The sequence below is a fragment of the Glycomyces amatae genome (genome assembly GCF_020991375.1).
Lineage (GTDB): Bacteria > Actinomycetota > Actinomycetes > Mycobacteriales > Micromonosporaceae > Glycomyces > Glycomyces amatae.
In genome coordinates this window covers 62,951-82,118 of the sequence record NZ_JAJLQZ010000015.1, presented here as the reverse complement: position 1 = coordinate 82,118, position 19,168 = coordinate 62,951, and the positions used below count along the sequence as shown (strand labels likewise).

Annotated in this window: 16 protein-coding genes; 10 read left to right on the top strand and 6 right to left on the bottom strand. The window is 72.8% G+C overall.

Features of this window, described 5'->3' with window-relative positions:
• Window positions 1-145: 145 nt before the first annotated feature.
• Window positions 146-1,891 (top strand): ABC transporter ATP-binding protein, encoded by a 1,746-nt coding sequence (locus LO763_RS20590; RefSeq protein WP_230788177.1) that lies wholly within the window; start codon window positions 146-148, stop codon window positions 1,889-1,891.
• A 94-nt stretch (window positions 1,892-1,985) separates the two neighbouring features.
• Here the strand turns inward: LO763_RS20590 and LO763_RS20585 are convergent, their stop codons facing one another.
• Both LO763_RS20585 and LO763_RS20580 read right to left on the bottom strand, forming a co-directional pair.
• A complete protein-coding gene (locus tag LO763_RS20585) occupies window positions 1,986-2,417 on the bottom strand; it encodes a GNAT family N-acetyltransferase (RefSeq protein WP_230788174.1) in 432 nt (143 codons plus the stop codon).
• Between the two features lie 29 nt (window positions 2,418-2,446).
• Window positions 2,447-3,175: a TetR/AcrR family transcriptional regulator C-terminal domain-containing protein gene (locus tag LO763_RS20580; RefSeq protein WP_230788171.1), complete on the bottom strand. Its 729-nt coding sequence runs from the start codon at window positions 3,173-3,175 to the stop codon at window positions 2,447-2,449.
• Window positions 3,176-3,279: 104 nt separating this feature from the next.
• Between LO763_RS20580 and LO763_RS20575 the strand changes: the two genes are divergently transcribed.
• The gene (locus LO763_RS20575; RefSeq protein WP_230788168.1) at window positions 3,280-4,404 is read left to right on the top strand and encodes an oxidoreductase; all 1,125 of its coding nucleotides are present in this window, start codon (window positions 3,280-3,282) and stop codon (window positions 4,402-4,404) included.
• A 42-nt stretch (window positions 4,405-4,446) separates the two neighbouring features.
• On the opposite strand, the gene LO763_RS20570 is transcribed toward LO763_RS20575, so the two are convergent.
• Window positions 4,447-4,941, bottom strand: coding sequence for an AAA family ATPase (locus LO763_RS20570; protein ID WP_230788165.1), 495 nt, complete (start codon window positions 4,939-4,941; stop codon window positions 4,447-4,449).
• 158 nt (window positions 4,942-5,099) lie between these two features.
• On the opposite strand from LO763_RS20570, the gene LO763_RS20565 reads away from it, so the two are divergent.
• The 6 genes from LO763_RS20565 to mgtE all read left to right on the top strand — a co-directional run bounded on the left by LO763_RS20565 (window position 5,100) and on the right by mgtE (window position 13,974).
• The gene (locus tag LO763_RS20565; protein WP_230788162.1) at window positions 5,100-6,806 is read left to right on the top strand and encodes an ABC transporter transmembrane domain-containing protein; all 1,707 of its coding nucleotides are present in this window, start codon (window positions 5,100-5,102) and stop codon (window positions 6,804-6,806) included.
• Window positions 6,803-8,629: an ABC transporter ATP-binding protein gene (locus LO763_RS20560; RefSeq protein ID WP_230788159.1), complete on the top strand. Its 1,827-nt coding sequence runs from the start codon at window positions 6,803-6,805 to the stop codon at window positions 8,627-8,629. Before LO763_RS20565 ends, LO763_RS20560 begins: the two co-directional genes overlap by 4 nt.
• Before the next feature lie 367 nt (window positions 8,630-8,996).
• Window positions 8,997-9,296: an Asp-tRNA(Asn)/Glu-tRNA(Gln) amidotransferase subunit GatC gene (gene gatC / locus LO763_RS20555; RefSeq protein ID WP_230788156.1), complete on the top strand. Its 300-nt coding sequence runs from the start codon at window positions 8,997-8,999 to the stop codon at window positions 9,294-9,296.
• Window positions 9,297-9,298: 2 nt separating this feature from the next.
• The gene (gene gatA, locus LO763_RS20550; protein WP_230788154.1) at window positions 9,299-10,804 is read left to right on the top strand and encodes an Asp-tRNA(Asn)/Glu-tRNA(Gln) amidotransferase subunit GatA; all 1,506 of its coding nucleotides are present in this window, start codon (window positions 9,299-9,301) and stop codon (window positions 10,802-10,804) included.
• 4 nt (window positions 10,805-10,808) lie between these two features.
• A complete protein-coding gene (gene gatB / locus LO763_RS20545) occupies window positions 10,809-12,296 on the top strand; it encodes an Asp-tRNA(Asn)/Glu-tRNA(Gln) amidotransferase subunit GatB (RefSeq protein WP_230788152.1) in 1,488 nt (495 codons plus the stop codon).
• A gap of 331 nt (window positions 12,297-12,627) precedes the next feature.
• Window positions 12,628-13,974 (top strand): magnesium transporter, encoded by a 1,347-nt coding sequence (mgtE, locus tag LO763_RS20540; protein WP_230788150.1) that lies wholly within the window; start codon window positions 12,628-12,630, stop codon window positions 13,972-13,974.
• A 63-nt stretch (window positions 13,975-14,037) separates the two neighbouring features.
• Here mgtE and LO763_RS20535 read toward each other — a convergent pair whose 3' ends face one another.
• Both LO763_RS20535 and LO763_RS20530 read right to left on the bottom strand, forming a co-directional pair.
• On the bottom strand, window positions 14,038-15,651 hold the full coding sequence (locus LO763_RS20535; RefSeq protein ID WP_230788147.1) for a metallophosphoesterase family protein: 1,614 nt from the start codon (window positions 15,649-15,651) through the stop codon (window positions 14,038-14,040).
• Window positions 15,652-16,809, bottom strand: coding sequence for a PQQ-dependent sugar dehydrogenase (locus LO763_RS20530; protein WP_230788144.1), 1,158 nt, complete (start codon window positions 16,807-16,809; stop codon window positions 15,652-15,654). It abuts the gene before it with no gap.
• A gap of 139 nt (window positions 16,810-16,948) precedes the next feature.
• Between LO763_RS20530 and LO763_RS20525 the strand changes: the two genes are divergently transcribed.
• On the top strand, window positions 16,949-17,860 hold the full coding sequence (locus tag LO763_RS20525; protein WP_230788141.1) for a 2-hydroxyacid dehydrogenase: 912 nt from the start codon (window positions 16,949-16,951) through the stop codon (window positions 17,858-17,860).
• Here the strand turns inward: LO763_RS20525 and LO763_RS20520 are convergent.
• Window positions 17,857-18,303, bottom strand: a complete 447-nt coding sequence (locus LO763_RS20520; protein ID WP_230788139.1) for a PH domain-containing protein — start codon at window positions 18,301-18,303, stop codon at window positions 17,857-17,859. The genes LO763_RS20525 and LO763_RS20520 overlap by 4 nt on opposite strands.
• 136 nt (window positions 18,304-18,439) lie before the next feature.
• Between LO763_RS20520 and LO763_RS20515 the strand changes: the two genes are divergently transcribed.
• Window positions 18,440-18,952, top strand: coding sequence for a hypothetical protein (locus LO763_RS20515; RefSeq protein ID WP_230788137.1), 513 nt, complete (start codon window positions 18,440-18,442; stop codon window positions 18,950-18,952).
• Window positions 18,953-19,168: the final 216 nt, after the last annotated feature.

Below are 19,168 nucleotides of genomic sequence, written 5' to 3'. Positions count from 1 at the left end.
CGCAGCGCACCCGCCGCCCCCCGGCCCGCAACGGATCGGAAGCGCCCATGATCACGCCGCCAATCGCCCCTGAACCCGGCCGTCTCCGCCGCGGTCCCTCCCCCTCCCGGCTCTGCCGCCGGGCCCTGGCCGATCGGGAACCCTCATGACCGCCGAACACGGCACCGCCGAACTGCCCGTCGCCGAGCCCGAACAGGTCCGCCGCGCCTTCGCCGACCTGCTCCGGTCCGAGCGCTCGCGCGTCGGCGTCGCGGTCGCCCTGCGCGTGGCCGCCGCGGGCGCCTCGACCGCCGCGCCGCTCCTCATGGGACGCATGATCGACGCGCTCGCCGCGGGCGAAGGCGCCGGGGACGTCGACCTGCTCGCCGCGGGCATGGCCGCCGCGATCGCCGCCGCCGTCGCCCTCACCTGGGCCGCCGCCTACACCGCCAACCGCGTCGGCGAACGCCTCTCCGCCCGGCTGCGGGAGCGCTTCGTCGAACGCTGCCTGCGCCTGCCGCTCCACACCGCCGAGCAGGCCGGCTCCGGCGACCTCATGACCCGCACCTCCGTGGACGTCCCCGAGTCCGGGAACCTCATCCGCGACGTGCTGCCCCGAGCGGCCGTGGCGGTCCTGACCGCGCTGGTCTACGTCGCCGCGATGGTCTGGGTCAACGCCCTCCTCGCGCTCTGCATGCTCCTGGCGGTCCCGCTCATCGCCCTCGGCGCCCGCTGGTACCTCCGGCGCGCCCGCGCCGGGTACCTGCGCCAGGCCCGCACCGAGTCCCGCTCCGGCGAGGCGCTCTCGGCGACCGCCGACGGCGCCCGGACCGCCGAGCTCCACCGGCTCGCCCAGGCCCGCAACACCATCGGCGACGAGGCGATCGCCGCGCACTGGAGCGCCAACCGCTACACGCTCTACCTGCGCAGCATCTACTTCCTGACCCTCGAGAGCTCCTATGTGCTCCCCGCCGCCGCCGTGCTCGTCATCGGCGGCGCGCTCTACTTCGACGGCGCCGCGACCCTGGGCGAGGTCGCCTCCTGCGCGGTCCTCTCCCGCCAGGTCATGACCCCGCTCAACTTCATGCTCATGATGGTCGAGCGGCTCCAGCGCGGCTTCGTGTCGTTCGCCCGCGTCGAAGGCGTGGCCGCGGCCGACGCCGGCGAACCGGCCGACGCCGCCGCGACCCCCGCGGACGGGACCGTGGAACTGCGCGGCGTCCACTTCGCCTACCCGACCGGTCCCGAGGTCCTCCACGGCGTCGACCTGGTGATCCCGGCGGGGGAGCGGCTGGCCGTGGTCGGCCCCAGCGGCGCCGGGAAGTCCACGATCGCCCGCCTCGTCTCCGGCGTCGACGCCCCGCAGCGCGGCCAGGTCCTCATCGGCGGCGTCGACGTCGCGCTCCTGCCGCTGGACGAGCGCCGCCGCCACGTCACCCTCGTGACCCAGGAGCACCACGTCTTCACCGCGACCCTGCGCGACAACCTGACCCTCGCCAAGCCCGGCGCGACCGACGCCGAGCTCGCCGCCGCCCTGGCCGCCGTCGGCGCGGCCTGGGCCGACGACCTCGACGCCGAACTCGGCGGCACCGCGAAGGAGCTCGACCCGGCCGCCGCCCAGCAGGTCGCGCTCGCCCGGATCGTCCTCGCCGACCCCCACGTGGTGATCCTCGACGAGGCCACGGCCATGCTCGACCCCCGGGCCGCCAGGGACACCGAACGAGCGCTCGCAGCGGTCCTCAAGGGCCGCACCGTGATCGGTATCGCCCACCGCCTCCACACCGCCCACGACGCCGACCGCATCGCCGTCGTCGAGGCGGGGAGCCTCGCCGAACTGGGCGGCCACGACGACCTCCTGCGCGCCGGCGGATCCTACGCCCAGCTGTGGAACACCTGGCACGGCGCCGGCTGAGGGGCCCCTCGGACCGGCGCCGCGTCTGGAGCGCCGGCAACGCGGCGAGCGGGCCGCGGGGCCCGGCAACGGCCGTCGGGCGCGCCTACGTCCCCTAGTCGAGCGCCTTGTCGAAGTGGAAGCCCATGATGGTCATCCGCTCGCGCATGTAGAACCGGTGCGCGTCGCGGCGGTGCGTGCCCGAGTCGAGTTCGATTGCGGTGCAGCCGAGTTCGCGGGCCCGCTCCTCCAGGTGCGCCAGCAGCGCGCGCCCCACCCCCGCCGAACGCGCCCGAGCGGCGGTGACGAGGTCGTCGACGTACAGCATCCGCAGCCGGTGGGTGTTCACCACGAGGCGCCAGCCCGCCACGCCGACGCAGCCGCCCTCGTGCCAGTACGCCCCGGTGAAGCGCAGACCCTGCTCGTACCCCTCGTCGTACACCTCGGCGAAGGACTCGGCGGTCAGGTGCGGGCGCAGCTCGCATAGGACCGGCAGCAGCTCGGCGGTGAGTCGGGGGTCGCCGGGCTCGACATCGATGATCTCCATCGACGCAGTCTACGAAGGCGCGGCGCGGGTCACGCCCCCGCGGCGGCGACGCGGGCGGCGATGCCGTCGAGGACGAGTCCGAGCCCGGCCTCGAAGACCTCCTGCGGGTCCTCGGCGCACCCGGCCTCGTAGATGTAGCGCTCGTAGACCGGGAAGCGCCCGGTGCCGAGCAGCCAGCGCATCTGCGGGGCGAGCGCCTCGCGGACCTCGTCGCGGCCCCGCAGGCCGCACTGCTCCACGACCTGCCCGAGCGCGACCTCCTCGCCGGCCGCGCCGTGGACGTAGGCCCCGACGGCGCGCACCGCCGCCGCCATCGCGTCGACCGTCAGGCCGAGGCCGTCGAGCGCGGCGAGCGCCCGGTCGACGGCCAGGACCCGGTTCGGGGTCGGGGCCATGGCGGCGTGCGGGGGGAGCTCGGCCAGCCAGCGGTGGCGGTGCATCAGCGCCCTGGTCCGCTCGGCGAAGGCCCGCAGGACCACGCGCCACTCCCCTTCGGGGAGCGCGAGTTCGGCGTACACCTCGTTGACCATGAGCGCAAAGAGGTCGTCCTTGCCGCCCACGAACCGGTAGGCCGCCATCGGGGCGACCTCGAGGGCCGTCGCGAGGCTCCGCATGGTGACCGCGCACAGGCCCTGCTCGTCGGCGATCGCGACGGCCTTCGCGGCGATGATCCGCCCGCTGAGGCGCTGGCGGGGCGCGCGTGCGGGGCGTTCGAGCCGCTCCCAGAGCGTGGCCTCCTCGGTCGCCTTGCCCGCCATCGCCTTCACCTCCCCGGATGTGGTCACACCGTAGCAGTGGTGGACGCGGTATCTTTCAGTGTACGTTGTATCTGGCATATACAACGTACACAAGGAGCCGACCTGTGACCGACAGCCGCACGACCACCGGGAAGCGGGCCGAGCGACTGCTCGCCCGCCCGTACGCGATCAACGGCCTCGAACTCCGCAACCGCGTCGTCATGGCGCCCATGACCAGGGAGTTCTCGCCCGGAGGCATTCCCGGCGAGGACGTCGCCGCCTACTACGCCCGCCGGGCCGCGGGCGGCGTCGGCCTCATCGTCACCGAGGGCGCCTACATCGGCCACGAGAGCACCTGGGCGAGCAGGAAGGTCCCGCGCCTCCACGGCGAGGAGCAGCTCGCCGGCTGGAAGCGCGCGGTCGACGCCGTGCACGCGGCGGGCGGCCGGATCGCCGCGCAGCTGTGGCACGTGGGCGCCACGCGCGACCCCTGGACCGGCCCGGTCCCCGACGCCGACGTGCTCAGCCCCTCCGGCATCGACCTGGCGGGCGCCCCCAAGGGCCGCGCCATGACGCAGGCGGACATCGACGCCGTGGTCGCCGCCTTCGCCGCGAGCGCCGCCGACGCGGAGCGCGTCGGCTTCGACGGCGTCGAGATCCACGGCGCCCACGGCTACCTCGTCGACGAGTTCCTCTGGGCCGGGACCAACCACCGCACCGACGCCTACGGCGGCGACCTCCGCTCCCGCACCCGCTTCGCCGCCGAGGTCGCCGCGGCCGTCCGCGCCGCCGTCTCGCCGGAATTCCCGGTCCTCTTCCGCTTCTCGCAGTGGAAGGGCGGCGCCTACGACGCCCGCCTGGCGGACACCCCCGAGCGGCTCGAGCAGCTCCTGGCGCCCCTCGCGGACGCGGGCGTCGACGCCTTCCACGCCTCCACCCGCCGCTACTGGCTCCCCGAGTTCGACGGCAGCGACCTCAACCTCGCGGGCTGGACCAAGAAGCTCACCGGCAAGCCCGTGATCTCCGTCGGCTCGGTCGGCCTCGACCGGGAGTTCACGGGCCCCCAGGGCATGTCGTTCAAGCCGGGCGCCACCGGCATCGACAAGCTCCTCGACCGCATGGAGAACGACGAGTTCGACCTGATCGCCGTGGGCCGCAGCCTCATCGCCGACCCCGACTGGCCGGGCAAGGTCATGCGCGGGGACGCCACCGCGGTGTTCGCCATCGGCCAGCTCCAGTCCCTCGCCTGAAGCCCCGGCCCGCGCGGGCCCGCACCCGCGCGGGCCGGACCCTCAGGCCGCGAACGACTTCGCCCACTCCAGCACCCGCCCGGCGACCACCGCGGGCGGGGCGTCGTCGGTGTACACGACCGCCTCGAACTGCGCCCGGTACAGCTGCGCGTCCTCCAGGGCCAGCGAGATCTGGTCCAGGTTCCAGCCCCGCGACTGGAGGCGCCCGGCCCGGGCCTCGTCGGCGCAGTCGAGCAGCAGGTGCGCGTCGGCCCCGTCGACGTCGCTCGGGGTGTCGGGGCTGAGGAACAGCACCGGGTGCCCCGCCCGGCGCGGCATGTCGGTGATCCGGCGCCACATGCGCCGGTACGCGGGCCAGACGGGCTCCGCCTCGGGCGCGGCGATGAGCACGCCCAGGAGCCGCCCCTCCTCGAGCAGCTCGTCGATGTCGACCACCACCATGCCCTCGGCGGCCCCGACCAGCTCTCTGAACACTGCGGACTTCCCGGCGCCCGGGGCGCCGGACACCGCGAACAGCGGCGCGAGTTCGGTTCTCATGCAACCAGTCTCGCAACCACGCAGCGGCATTGCAATGATTCGTACCGGATTGTCGGCCCTGCGCCGGGCGAGGCGCGTCACGGTTTAACGGATTGCCGGTTGTCGGACCCTCCCTTTACGCTCGGCTAGTGAGGTTCCTCCGCGCTCCCCAACTGCCCATGGCAGACCCCCTCAGACCCGACGGATCGAGGGGCCGGCGGTCGTATCCTCCGACGAACCCCTGGCGCTACCTCTACTGGGTCGCCTCGCGCCGCAAGGGCCTCATGACCGCGGCGCTCCTCACCTCCGGCATCGCCCTCGGCGGCCTGCCGATCCTCCCGTTCTTCCTGACCGGCGCCGTCGACCAGGGCCTGGGCCAGCGCGACTGGGGAGCGCTCGTCGGCTGGTCGCTCGGGATGGTCGCCGCCGGCGGCGCCTCGGCCGCGATGATCGTCTGGTCGCACCGGCTCACCGTGTACTGGCGCATGGACGCCTCCTACCGGACCCTCCAGCTCGTCAGCCGCAAGGTCAACCGCCTCGGCGACGAGCTGCGGCGGAAGGTCACCACCGGCCAGGTCGTCAGCGTCGGCGCCACCGACATCAACCGCATCGCCTGGGCCGTCGACTCCCTCTCGCCCACCGCCGGGTGCCTCCTGGGCCTCGTCGCCGTCGGCATCCTCCTGTTCAACACCTCGGTCGCCCTGGGCCTGACCATCTTCATCGGGGTGTTCGCCGTCGGCGTCATCACCGGACCGGTCCTCTCCCGGCTCCAGAACAGCCAGGAGCGCTACCGCGAACGCGTCGGCGACATCACCGACCGCGCCTCCGACATCGTCTCCGGCCTGCGCGTCCTGCGCGGCATCGGCGGCGAGGCCCGCTTCAACGCCTCCTACCGCGACGACTCCGAGGCGCTGCGCAAGGCCGGTTTCAAGGTCGCCGGGCCCACCGCCTGGCTCAACGCCCTCGGCGAGGGCACCCCCGCGATCCTCCTGGGCGTCGTCATCTGGATCTCCGCCTCCCAGGTCGCCTCCGGCGACCTCACCGCCGGGCAGATGGTCGCCGCGTTCGGCTACACCAGCGCGCTCATGCTGCCCGTCCACTGGCTCATCGGCTGCACCTACCGCATCATCGAGGGCCGCGTCGCCGCCGGGAAGGTCTGCGAACTGCTCGCCGTCCCCGAACGCGAGGCGCCCGAGGAGGTCCTGCCCGGCCCGCGCGAAGGCGCCGAGCTGCACGACCCCGAGTCCGGCCTCACGGTCGCGGGCGGCGAGCTCCTCGCCGTCGCCTCCGCCGACTCCGAGCAGGTCGCGGCCGTCTTCGACCGCCTCGGCGGCTACACCGGGTCCGAGGCCCGCTTCGGCGAGGTGCCCGTCGCCCGGATGGACCGCGACGAGCTGCGCCGCCGCGTCCTCGTCGCCGACCACGACGCGTTCCTGTTCGCCGGGACCGTCGCCGCCGCCGTCGCCGCCCGGGACGGGCAGGGCCGGGTCGCCGCCGCGGTGGAGGCCGCCTCCGCCGCCGACGTCGTCGAAGCCCTGCCCGACGGCCTCGACGCCGTGCTCGACAACCAGGCCCGCACCCTCTCGGGCGGCCAGCGCCAGCGCCTGCGCCTGGCCCGCGCGATCGCCGCCGACCCCGAGGCGCTCCTGCTGCGCGAACCGACCTCCGCGGTCGACTCGCACACCGAGGCCCGCATCGTCGACCGCCTGGCCGAGGCCCGCACCGGCCGCGCCACCGCGATCGCCACCACCTCGCCGCTGTGGCTCGGCCGCGCCGACCGCGTCGCGTTCGTCCACGGCGGCAAGGTCATCGCCTCCGGCAGCCACCACGAGCTGGTCGCCGACCACCCCGACTACCGCACACTCGTCACCCGGGAGGCAGCGTGAGCACCCCAGTCCCGACCCGCGCGAGCGGCCTGCTGCCGGTGGCCGACACGCCGGCCGTGCGCCGCGCCTTCCTTCGGCTCCTCGCCACCGAGAAGCGCCGCGCGGCCACCGCCGTGGGCCTGCACCTGGTCGCCGCGGTCGCCGCCGCCGTCGCGCCGATCCTCTTGGGCGACATGCTCGACCGGCTCGCCGCCGGCACGCCGATCGACACCCTCGCCCTCGGCCTGGTCGCCTCGATCATCGCCGTCGTCGTCTTCACCTGGGCCGGCACGTTCGTGTCCCACCGGCTCGGCGAACGGCTCTCGGCGCGGATGCGCGTCGAGTTCGTCGAACGGGCGCTGCGCCTGCCGATGCCCGTCGTCGAGCAGGCCGGCTCCGGCGACCTCATGACCCGTTCCTCGGCCGACGTCCCCGAGGCCGGGGTCCTGTTCCGCGACGGCCTCCCGCAGGTCACCGTGTCCCTCCTCAAGGTCGTCGTGTTCCTCGCCGCGATGCTCTGGGCCAGCCCGCTCCTGGGCCTGTGCATGCTGGTGATCGTCCCGCCGCTCTACATCGGCACCCGCTGGTACCTCAAGCGCGCCCGCCGCGGCTACCTCGCCGAGCGCGAGGCCGAGTCGGTCATCGGCGACACCATCGGCGCCTCCGCCGACGGCGCCCGCACCACCGAGGCGTACCGGCTCGGCGCCCAGCGCGACGCCGCCGGGGACGCGACGGTCGACCGCCACTGGAGGGCCGCCCGCTACACCCTGTTCCTGCGCAGCGTCTTCTTCCCGTTCCTGGACGGCTCCTACGCCATGCCCACCGCCGCGGTCCTCATCGTCGGCGGCGCCTTCTACTTCGAGGGCGCGATCTCCCTCGGCACCGTCGCCTCCTGCGCCGTCCTCACCCGCCAGATCCTGTTCCCCATCGACCACCTCCTGATGTGGGTCGAGAAGGTCCAGCGCGGCTTCGCGGCCATGTCCCGCATCGAAGGCGTCGCCGAGGCCGAGGACGCCGAGGCGGACGCGACCGCCGAGCGGCCCGCCGACGGCACCGTGGACCTCCACGGCGTCCGCTACGCCTACCCGAGCAGCCCGCGCGACGTCCTCCACGGCGTCACCCTCAGCGTCCCCGCCGGCCAGCGCCTCGCCGTGGTCGGCCCCTCCGGCGCGGGCAAGTCCACCCTGGCGCGCCTCATCTCCGGCTCCGACGTGCCCCGCGAGGGCCGCGCCGCGATCGGCGGCGTCGACGTCGCCGCGCTGCCGCTGGACGAGCGCCGCAGACGCGTCACCCTGGTCACCCAGGAGCACCACGTCTTCACCGCCTCCCTGCGCGACAACCTGGTCCTCGCCAAGGCCGACGCCTCCGACGAGGCCCTCCGCGAGGCGCTGGCGGCCGTCGGCGCCGACTGGGCCTTCGACCTGCCCGAGGGCCTCGACACGCCCCTGGGCGGCAAGCACCGCGAGCTCGACGCCGCGAGCGCCCAGCAGATCGCGCTCGCGCGCATCATCCTGGCCGACCCCGACGTGGTGATCCTGGACGAGGCGACGGCGATGCTCGACCCGCGCGCCGCCCGCGACACCGAGCGCGCGCTGGGCGCGGTCCTGGAGGGCCGCACGGTGATCGCGATCGCCCACCGGCTCCACACCGCCCACGACGCCGACCGCATCGCGGTGGTCGAGGACGGCCGCGTCGCCGAACTCGGCGACCACGACGAGCTCATCGCGCTCGGCGGCCACTACGCGGCGCTCTGGCGGGCCTGGCACGGCGACGAGCACGCGCTGGAGGGGATCGACGGCCCGGGGGAGCAGGACGAGTTCGCCGCGGCCGCAAAGAACATGTAGCGCAACGCCTCAGGGTGAAAAGAAACCAGGCCCCGGGCCGAAGCCCGGGGCCTGCACTGGCTCGAGAACACCACCACAAGTCGGAACACCCACCGACTCGTTCTTAGCAAGGAAACAGAAAGGAAACCAGGAAACCCGTTCCGAACCAGTATCGAGAGAGTATCACGTCACATTCGCCGTGGCTAGGGGGACGCATCCACCCTGTTCGATCGGTGACAACCGCTTTTCGCGCAGTGTTCGTCACAGTCCCCGGCAAGCCCTCGCAGACCGGGCCCACACTGCACGGTGCCCGCCTCGGGCCCCCGCCGCGCACGGCCTAGACTCGACTGGTCTTCCCGCAGCTAGTAACCGTTAGGAAACACCTGTCGTGAGTACGATTTCACGCGAGGAGGTCGCGCACCTGGCGCGGCTGGCCCGCCTCGAAGTCACCGATGACGAGCTCGACGCCTTCGCCGGCCAGCTCGACGTCATCCTCGAATCGATGAAGACGCTCGCCGAGGTGAACACCGACGGCGTCCAGCCGACCTCGCACGCGGTGCCGCTGGTGAACGTGTTCAGGGAAGACCGGCCCCAGCCCTCGCTGCCGCGCGACGCCGTCCTCGCCGGCGGCCCCGACACCGCCGAGGACCGCTTCCGCGTCCCCCGCATCCTGGACGAGGAGGCCTAGGCATGTCCGCAGACCGCACCATCGACCAGACCGCCGCCCACATCGCCGAGGCCATCCGCGAAGGCCGCACCACCGCCGTCAGCGTGACCCGGGCCTTCCTCGACCGCATCGACGCCGTCGACGGCACGATCCGCGCGTTCCTGCACGTCGACCACGAGGGCGCCCTCGCCACCGCGCGCGAGGTCGACGAGGCGATCGCCCGCGGCGAGGAGCTCGGCCCGCTCGCGGGCGTCCCCATAGCCGTCAAGGACGTCGTGGTCACCAAGGGCCTGCCGACCACCGCCGCCTCGAAGATCCTCGAGGGCTGGATCCCGCCCTACGACGCCACGATCGTCGAGCGCATCAAGGCCGCGCGGATGCCGATCCTCGGCAAGACCAACATGGACGAGTTCGCCATGGGCTCCTCCACCGAGTACTCCGCGTTCGGCGCGACCAGGAACCCCTGGGACACCGGCCGCATCCCCGGCGGCTCCGGCGGCGGCTCGGCCGCGGCCGTCGCCGCCAAGATGGCGCCGCTCGCCATCGGCACCGACACCGGCGGCTCCATCCGCCAGCCCGGCGCCGTCACCGGCACCTTCGGCGGCAAGCCCACCTACGGGTCGAACTCCCGCTACGGCCTCATCGCCTTCTCGTCCTCACTGGACACCCCCGGCCCCGTGGCCCGCAACGCCCTCGACGCGGCGATGCTCCACGAGGTCATCTCCGGCCACGACCCGCGCGACTCGACCTCCATCGACGCGCCGGTCCCGCAGGTCGCCGCGGCCGCCCGGACCGGCGGGAGCGGCGACCTCGCCGGCGTCAAGCTCGGCGTCGTCAAGGAGTTCGCCGAGGGCGCCGAAGCGGCCGAGCCGGGCGTCGTCGCCGCCTACGAGGCCGCCGTCGAGCAGCTCGTGAAGCTCGGCGCCGAGATCACCGAGGTCTCCTGCCCGTCCTTCACCTACGCGCTGCCCACCTACTACCTCATCGCGCCGAGCGAGGCCTCCTCCAACCTGGCCCGCTACGACGGCGTCCGCTACGGCCTGCGCGCCGGCGACGACGGGCGGCACTCGCTCGAAGAGGTCATGAGCCTCACCCGCGAGGCCGGGTTCGGCCCCGAGGTCAAGCGCCGCATCATCCTCGGCACCTACGCGCTCAGCGCCGGGTACGTGGACGCCTTCTACGGCAAGGCCCAGCTCGTGCGCACCCTCATCAAGCAGGACTTCGAGAAGGCCTTCGAGCAGGTGGACGCCCTCATCAGCCCCACCACGCCGTTCACCGCCTTCGCGTTCGGCGAGCGCACCGGCGACCCGTACCAGATGTACCTCGCCGACCTCTACACGATCCCGACCAACCTCTACGGCGGCCCGGCCGTCTCCGTGCCCGTCGGCCTCTCCGAGGGCATGCCCGTCGGACTCCAGGTCATGGGCCCGGTCATGGGCGACGACATCACCTACCGCGTCGCGGCGGCCTACGAGACCACGCAGGACACCCTCCTGGCCGACACCGCGCCCGAGATCGAGAAGGGGTAGCCCGATGACGAAACTCAACACCTTCGAGCAGGCCGTCGAGACCTACGAGCCCGTCCTCGGCCTCGAGACCCACATCGAGCTCGACACGAACACCAAGATGTTCTGCGGCTGCGCCACCGCCTTCGGCGCCGAGCCCAACACCCAGGTCTGCCCCGTCTGCCTGGCCCTGCCCGGCGCCCTCCCGGTCGCCAACAGGGCCGCCGTCGAGGCCACGATCAAGATCGGCCTCGCGCTCAACTGCCGCATCGCCGAGTGGACGCGCTTCGCCCGGAAGAACTACTTCTACCCGGACATGCCGAAGAACTTCCAGACCAGCCAGTACGAGGAGCCCCTCTGCGAGGACGGCCACGTCGAGGTGCTCGTCGAGGGGAAGACCTACCGGATCGAGATCGAGCGGGTCCACCTCGAGGAGGACACCGGCAAGACCCTCCACGTCGGCGGCGCCACCGGCCGCATCCACGGCGCCACCGAGTCCCTCGTGGACTACAACCGCGCCGGCATCCCGCTCGTGGAGATCGTCACCCGGCCCGTCCCCGGCACCGGCGCCCTCGCCCCCGAGGTCGCCCGCGCCTACACCGCCGAGCTGCGCGACATCGTCCGCTCCCTCGGCGTCTCCGACGTCCGCATGGAGCAGGGCTCCCTGCGCTGCGACGTCAACCTCTCGCTGAACCGGCCCGGCGAGCCGTGGGGCACCCGCACCGAGACCAAGAACGTCAACTCCCTGCGCTCGGTCGAGCGCGCCGTCCGCTACGAGGTGCGCCGCCAGTCCGCGCTCCTGGACGCCGGGGAGCGGATCCTCCAGGAGACCCGCCACTTCCACGAGGCGACCGGCGAGACCAGCCCCGGCCGCTCGAAGGAGGAGGCCACCGACTACCGGTACTTCCCCGAGCCCGACCTGGCCGTCATGGAGCCGAGCCGCGAATGGGTCGAGGAGCTGCGCGCCGGCCTCCCCGAGCTCCCGCGCAAGCGCCGCGAGCGCCTCCAGGCCGCCTGGTCTCTCGGCGACAAGGAGATGCAGTCGGTCGTCAACGCCGACGCCGTCGGGCTCATCGAGGCCACCGTCGAGGCCGGGGCCGGCGCCGCCGGGGCCGTCAAGTGGTGGCTCGGCGAGCTGTCCCGCCGCGCCAACGAGGCCGGCGAGGAGCTCACCGGCCTCGCGATCAGCCCCGAGCAGGTCGCCCAGCTCCAGGGCATGGTCGACGACGGCCGCCTCAACGACAAGCTCGCCCGCCAGGTCATCGACGGCGTCCTCGCCGGCGAGGGCGACCCGGCCGACGTCGCCGCCAAGCGCGGCCTCGAGGTCGTCTCCGACACCGGGGCGCTCGAAGCGGCCGTCGACGAGGCGATCAGTGCGAACCCGGCCGTGGCCGACAAGATCCGCGGCGGCACCCACGCCGCCGCCGGCGTCCTCATCGGCGCGGTCATGAAGGCGACCAAGGGCCAGGCCGACGCGGGCACGGTCCGCCAGATCATCCTGGACAAGCTGAAATAACCCGACACAGCGAGGGCCGGATCGTCAGATCCGGCCCTTTCGCGTTCACCGTCCGTTCAGTCCCGGTGTGAGCCGCGAGTCTTTGGGAACCCCGGAGAGCGACATTGTTCACAGGGGATTGGTAACCTTGACCCGCAGCGAGCCGCGACCCGAGGAGGTGAGGGCCATGGGCGACGACCCCGGATCCAGTCGAGATACCGACGTGTTCTTCCCATTCTCCCTTTACCGTGCCTCGCGTCCCCTCTCATGGGAGCGGGCCGCCTGACCTGCGGCGTCCACCGCCGCACGGGTGAGAGGCACGGCCTTTTCCTCGTGTAAGGAGGCGGCTGCCATGGCCCAGACCATCCAGCCCATCTCGCCCGCGGCGGTCGACTCGCTCGCGGCGCTCCGACTGGAACTCGCCGACACCTCGACCGTCGAACTCGCCGAAGAGCTCCCGCGCATGGACCTGGCCGAGCAGGCCCTCAGGTTCCGGCTGCTCCACAAGGACCGCGCCCTCGCCGTCTTCGAAGAGCTCGACCCCGTCCACCAGCAGGAGCTGCTCGACGGGCTGAAGACCGACTTCGTCCGCGAGCTGCTCGACTCGATGGAGGCCGACGACCGCGCCCGGCTCTTCGACGAGATGCCCGCCAAGGTCGCGACCCGGTTCCAGTCCCAGCTCAGCGCCTCGGACCGGCGCACCACCGCCCAGCTGCTCGGGTACGACCCCGAGTCGGCCGGGCGCATCATGACCCCCGACTACGTGTCGCTGCGCGCCTCGATGACCGCCGCGGCGGCCATCGAGCGCATCCGGCACCTGCGCGAGCGCCCCCGCCACCTGGACGTCCTCCCGGTGACCGACGGGCACCGCAAGCTCCTGGGGACCGTCACCCTCGCCGACCTGGTCAGCGCCGACCCCGACACGCACGTCCACGAGCTCATCGCCGACGAGCACTACCAGGTCGCCACCGACACCGACCAGGAGGAGGCCGCGCGCCTCATCCAGGAGGCCAACCTCATCGCGCTCTGCGTGGTCGACCACGAGGACCGCCTCGTCGGGCTCATCACCTGGGACGACGCCATGGAGATCCTCGAGGCCGAGGACACCGAGGACGTCGCCCTCGGCGGCGCGTCCGAACCGCTGGAGCGGCCCTACCTCTCGGCGGGCGTGTTCATGCTCGCGCGCAAGCGCGCGGTGTGGCTGCTGGTCCTGGCGCTGTCGGCCTCGCTCACGGTGACGGTGCTCAACTACTACGAGTCGTACCTGGCCAACGTGACCGTGCTGGCGGTGTTCGTCTCGCTCCTGACCGGCACGGGAGGGAACTCCGGTTCGCAGGCCTCGGTGACGATCATCCGCGCCATGGCCGTCGGGGAGGTCCGCTTCTCGGACGCCCTCAAGATCACCTGGCGCGAGTCGCGGGTGGGCTTCCTGCTGGGGGCGATGCTCGCGATCGTGGGCGGGCCGATCGTCGGGTTCGTGTACGGGCCCGAGATCGGGCTCATCATCGCGCTGACGCTGCTGGCGATCTGCACCTGGTCGACGTTCGTCGGCTCGCTGCTGCCGCTGGTGGCGAAGAAGGTCGGCATCGACCCGGCCCTCGTCTCGGCCCCGATGGTCTCGACGCTGTGCGACGCGACCGGCCTGCTCATCTACTTCTCGGTCGCGGCCCTGGTCCTCGGTCCGGTCCTGACCGGCTGAAGCGGCGCGAGGCAGAGGCCCCGGCGCACCGCGCCGGGGCCTCCTTCGCGTTCGCGCCGGGCGTCAGTCCTGCTGCGGCGAGGCCGACTCCGTGCCGCCTCCCGGCTGCACGGTGGGCGACTCGGTGCCGCCGTTCTGGAGCTCCGCCTCGTTCACCTGCTCGTCGGTGGGGATCACGGTGCGGTTGAGCGTCACGTCCGTCTCGCCGACCGCGCCGACCGAGATCGAGTCGTACGCGGTGAGCGCCTTGGTGACCGGGTCGAAGTAGAGGACGTCCATCTCCATCTTTATGGGCTCCTCGGACTGGAAGTTCCGCAGCCCGGCCGCGCCGGTGGAGCCCTCGACCATGAGCATGGTGCCGTCGCCGAGGTCGTGCACGGCCCGCTCGTGGGTGTGCCCGGCCAGGACCAGCGGCACCACCCCGGCCAGCGGTTCGGCCATCGGCGGCTCGTGGACCATCGCCACGTCGGCCCCGCCCGCGTCCTCGATCGCGTTGACCAGGCGCTCGCCCGAGTAGGTGAGCATCTGCTGGGCGTACTCGCTGGAGGGCTGGCTGCCCTTGTCGGGGGTGAACCGGGGGTCGGCGACGCCCGCGAAGTCCAGGCCCGCGATCTCCTGGACCTCGCCGTCGAGCACGACCACGTTGTCGTAGGCCGCGAGCGCGGCGACGGTGGTCGACGAGTCGTGGTTGCCCTTGACGAACACGTACGGCGCGTCGATCTGCTCGACGCCCCGCGAGAAGATCTCGGCCTCCTGCTCCGAGCCCCAGTCGTTGAGGTCGCCGGTGTCGGCGACCGCGTCGATGTCGAACTGGTCGACCACCGACTCCATGAGGTGCCAGGCCGAGAGGTTGAGGTGGATGTCGGAGACGTGGAGGACGCGGATGGAGTCGTCGTCGATGCCGATCTGGGGCATGTTCGTCGCCACCGCGTAGAACTCGGAGATGTTCGTGACGAACTTCTGGAGGTTCGCGACGTACGTCTCGTAGTTCACGGCGATGTCCTCGGCGTTGCCGACCACGCTGGGGGCGTAGGCGAGCAGGCCCTCGTAGCGCGGCTGCGAGATCGACTCGGCGCGCAGCGTGGAGGCCGCGTAGCCCATCAGGGCCGCGGTGACCGCGAGCGAGGTGACGCCCGTCAGCAGGGTGCGGCGGACGCTGCGGAAGACGAGGGCGCCGATCAGGAGCCCGCACAGGGTCACGATCGCGAGCGCTTCGACCACGACGCGGACGACGGCGTCGGTGACCTCCCCGGCGAGGCCCTCGGAGGCCGTGGTGACGCCGCCGGGGGTGTTGATGATGGTCTGGGCGGCGACGGGGTCGACCGAGTCGAGCCGCAGGTTGAGGCCCACGGGGCCGTCGTGGCTGTCGAAGGCGACCCTGCCGAGCGGCGGGATGGTCACGACCGTCTCGCCGTGGAGGTCGGGGTGCAGCGCCACGGTGGTGTCGAAGGGGCCGATGTCGGCCTTGGTGCCGCCGACCAGGGCGAGGCCGCCCGCGGCGGAGGCGGTCCCGACGAGCAGGATCGCGACGGCGAGCCCGGCCCGGCGCGCCCGCTGCGAGGTCCTGAGTCGCGACCAGCCCGACCTCGTACCGCGCCACCAGGACCCGGCACCGCTCCGGGCGGTGCGGGCGGCGCCCCTGACGCGGTGCAGTGCGGCGGCGAGCCGGTCGTTCATTTAAACCCTTCCCTGTGCGGCGTAGCTGGTGGTGAAGCGGATGATGCGGTCGTCGGCCCCGTCCCCGGTGCAGCCGTTCTCCTCGATGCAGCGGCCGTCGCGGTTGGAGGTCGTCACCCAGAGCATCCCGTCGGGGCCCATGGCGACCGATCGTAGCCGACCGAACTCGTTGACCACGGCCGCTCGCGGCTCGCCTGAGAGCGCGCCCGACTGGTCGAACTGGACGATCCAGAGGCGCTGTCCGCGCAGGCAGGCGGTGACGAGCGCGTCCTCCAGGAAGATCGCGCCCGCGCAGGAGGCCTCGAAGGGCTCCCAGGTGAGGACGGGGCCGGTGAAGGCCTCGTCGCCGGCGTCCTCGCCCTCGTACAGGGGCCAGCCGTAGTTCCCGCCCGGCTCGACCAGGTTGAGCTCGTCGGCCATGTCCCGCCCGAACTCGGTGGCGTAGAGCCGGCCCGCGGCGTCCCAGGCGAGGCCCTGGACGTTGCGGTGGCCGGAGGAGTAGACGGGGGAGCCGGGGTCGGGGTTGCCCTCGGCGGGCTCCCCCTCGGCCGTGACGCGGAGGATCTTGCCGCCCAAGGAGTCGGGGAGCTGCGCGGTGCCGGGGTCGCCGCCGTCGCCGGTGGCGGCGTAGAGGAACCCGTCCGGGCCGAACTCGAGCGCGCCGCCGTTGTGGGCCGACCCCGAGGGGATGCCGGTGAGGACCGGCTCGGGGGCGGCGTCCGACTCCAGGTCCAGGCGGGCGACGCGGTTGTCCTCGCCGGTCGTGTAGTACGCGTAGACCGCGCCGTCCTCGTCGTAGCCGGGGGAGACCGCGAGGCCGAGCAGGCCGCCCTCGCCGGTGTCGTCGACCTCGACGGTGCGCAGCTCCCGCGGCTCGCTCACGGAGCCGTCCTCGGCGACGCCGATGGCGAGGATCCGCCCGGTGGCGCGCTCGCCAACGATGGCCGTCCCGTCGGGCAGGAAGTCGAGGCCCCAGGGGATCTCGAGCCCTTCGGCGACGACGTCCATGAACGTGGCGGGCTCCTCGGGGGGACCGGAGGGGGTGGGGAGGTTCGGCGGTTCGCCCGTCTCCGGCGCTGGCGGCTCCCCGAAGGAGCACGAGGCGAGCGTGAGCGCCGCGGCGGTCGCCGCCGCGGCCGAGAGCAACCTGCTTCGCATGGGCACAACAATATAGGCCGGGTCCGGTGGACCCGGCCTGCTCGCCGTCGGCATGACGGCCGCGCTGCCCTGCATGGCGCCCAGGGTCCCCGGACGGGGACCGGGCTAATCCTCGGGGCGGTCGATTACCCTGGGGCCCGTGAAGGTTTGGATCGCTCATGAGGAGGGCCGCGCGCTGCTCGGGCACCTCCCGGCAGATGTCGAGGTCGAGGTCTACGACGGGCGGGGCGGCTACCCCTCCGACCCGGCGGCCCTCGACTTCTGGGTCCCGCCGTTCCTGGCCCAGTCGAAGGTCACGACCCCGCTGCGGGACATGACGTCGCTCAAGGCGATCCAGCTCCTGAGCGCGGGGGCCGAGGTGTGGGTCCCGGTCGTCCCCGAGGGCGTCGCGCTGTGCGACGCGCGCGGCGTGCACACCGGGGTCACCGCGGAGTGGGCCGTGGGCGCGGTCATCGCGTCGATGCGCGGCTTCGACGTCTTCGCGCGCAAGCAGCCCCGCCACGAGTGGAAGGTCGAGTGGACCACCACCGTCGTGGGCAAGCGGGTCCTCGTCGTCGGCGCGGGGGACATCGGCGAGAAGGTCGGCGCGGTGCTCACCGCGCTGGGCGCCCAGGTCGAGAAGGTCGCCCGCTCGGCCCGTCCCGGCGTCCACCCCGTCGACGCGGTCGAATCGCTCCTGCCCGAGTCCGACGTGGTGGTCCTCATCGTGCCGCTCACCGACGCGACGCGGGGCCTGGTGGACGCGAAGTTCCTGTCCCGCATGAAGGACGGCGCCCTGCTGGTGAACGCCGCCCGCGGCCCGATCGTCGACACCGACGCCCTGACGGCCGAGGTCGCCTCCGGCAGGCTCCGCTGCGCGCTCGACGTGGTGGACCCCGAGCCGCTGCCCGCGGGCCACCCGCTGTGGGACCTGGAGGGCGCGCTCATCACGCCGCACGTGGGCGCCTCGGTCGACGGGATGCTCGAGCGCGCCTACGCGCCCGTGGGCCCCCAGATCCGCCGCTTCGCCGCCGGCGAACCCCTGGAGAACGTCGTCGCCGACGGCTATTAGGCGTCGTCGGCGGTGCGCAGCTCCTGGCCGCCGATCCGCAGCACCTGCGGCAGGTTCTCGGCCTTGAGCGGGTCGAGGCGGACCTGCGACTGGTCGTCCAGTATCGCGGCGACGCCCTCGTGGCCGGTCGCGAAGCCGTCGATGTGCTTCCAGGCGATGGTGCGGCTGGTGAAGACGCCGCGGATCGAGATGCCCTCGGCGGTGACGTCCACGCCCGAGCGCCACGCCCAGGTCGAGAGCGCCAGCGGCGCCAGGAGCAGGACCGCGCCGAGGACGGCGGAGAAGGCCCCCCACAGCGGCTGCTCGACGATGAGCGACAGGGACAGCGGGGCGACCATCAGCCAGGACACGAAGGCCGCGCCGGTGATCGCCGCCGAGCGGCGGACCCGCAGGCGCCGTCGCGGAACGGGGGCGCCGGTGCTCGCCACGTCAGTGCTCGTCATGGGTCCAGCCTGACACACCCGGACGCGTGGAATGCGGGGTGCCCGGTCCGGTTTCTGTCGGATTGTCGCTTGACGCCCGCGCCCGGCGTGGCACGATCAGCGCAAGGGCGGCCGATCGCGCCCGGTGGGGGTGGCGATGGCCGTCAAGATCACATTCCGTCCGACGTCCCGTCAGGTGCTCGGCCGGGCGCTGTTCCTCTCGCTCCTCGCCGCCGCGGTCGCCCTGGTCCCCGCGGTCGGCTACATGCTCGCCGTGGGCCACTGGTACCGCCTCACCCTCCTGGGCCTGGTCCTCGTCGCCGCCGCCGTCGCGCTGGCGGTCGCCTACGCCGGGGCCCGGCGGCACGGCGTGGTGCTCGACGACCGCGGGATGCGCCCGATCGAGTCCGACGCGGCCGGGGGCGCTCCGCGCGCCGAGCGGTTCGCGGCCTGGACCGACATCGCCGACATCCGCGCCGAGCGCCGGGCCGGGCGGACCGTCCCGGTGGTCTACCTGAACGACCCGGCCCAGCGGCCCTGGCGCCTCCAGGCCCCCTACTCCGGCCGCGCCCTGTCGGTCGACGCCGCGCTCGACGAGAAGATCTTCGTCATGCGCAGCCTCTGGGAGGGCCACCGGCACGGCCTCCCGCCGCATCGCGAACACCGCTGACCGCATCGACCGGCGTCACTGGATGTTCGGCCGAAACTTTCGAAACTGTTCAGTCGCAGGTCAGAGGAATGCGATTGCCAATCGTGATCCGATCGTGATATCCGAGGCGACTTACCAGCCTTGACGCTGTTTTGGTGTTGCCGTAGTCTCACCGCTATTACCGAAAGTTTTCGGTTTACTTCCGGAAATAGATCAGTAGTTTCGGTACTCGACGGG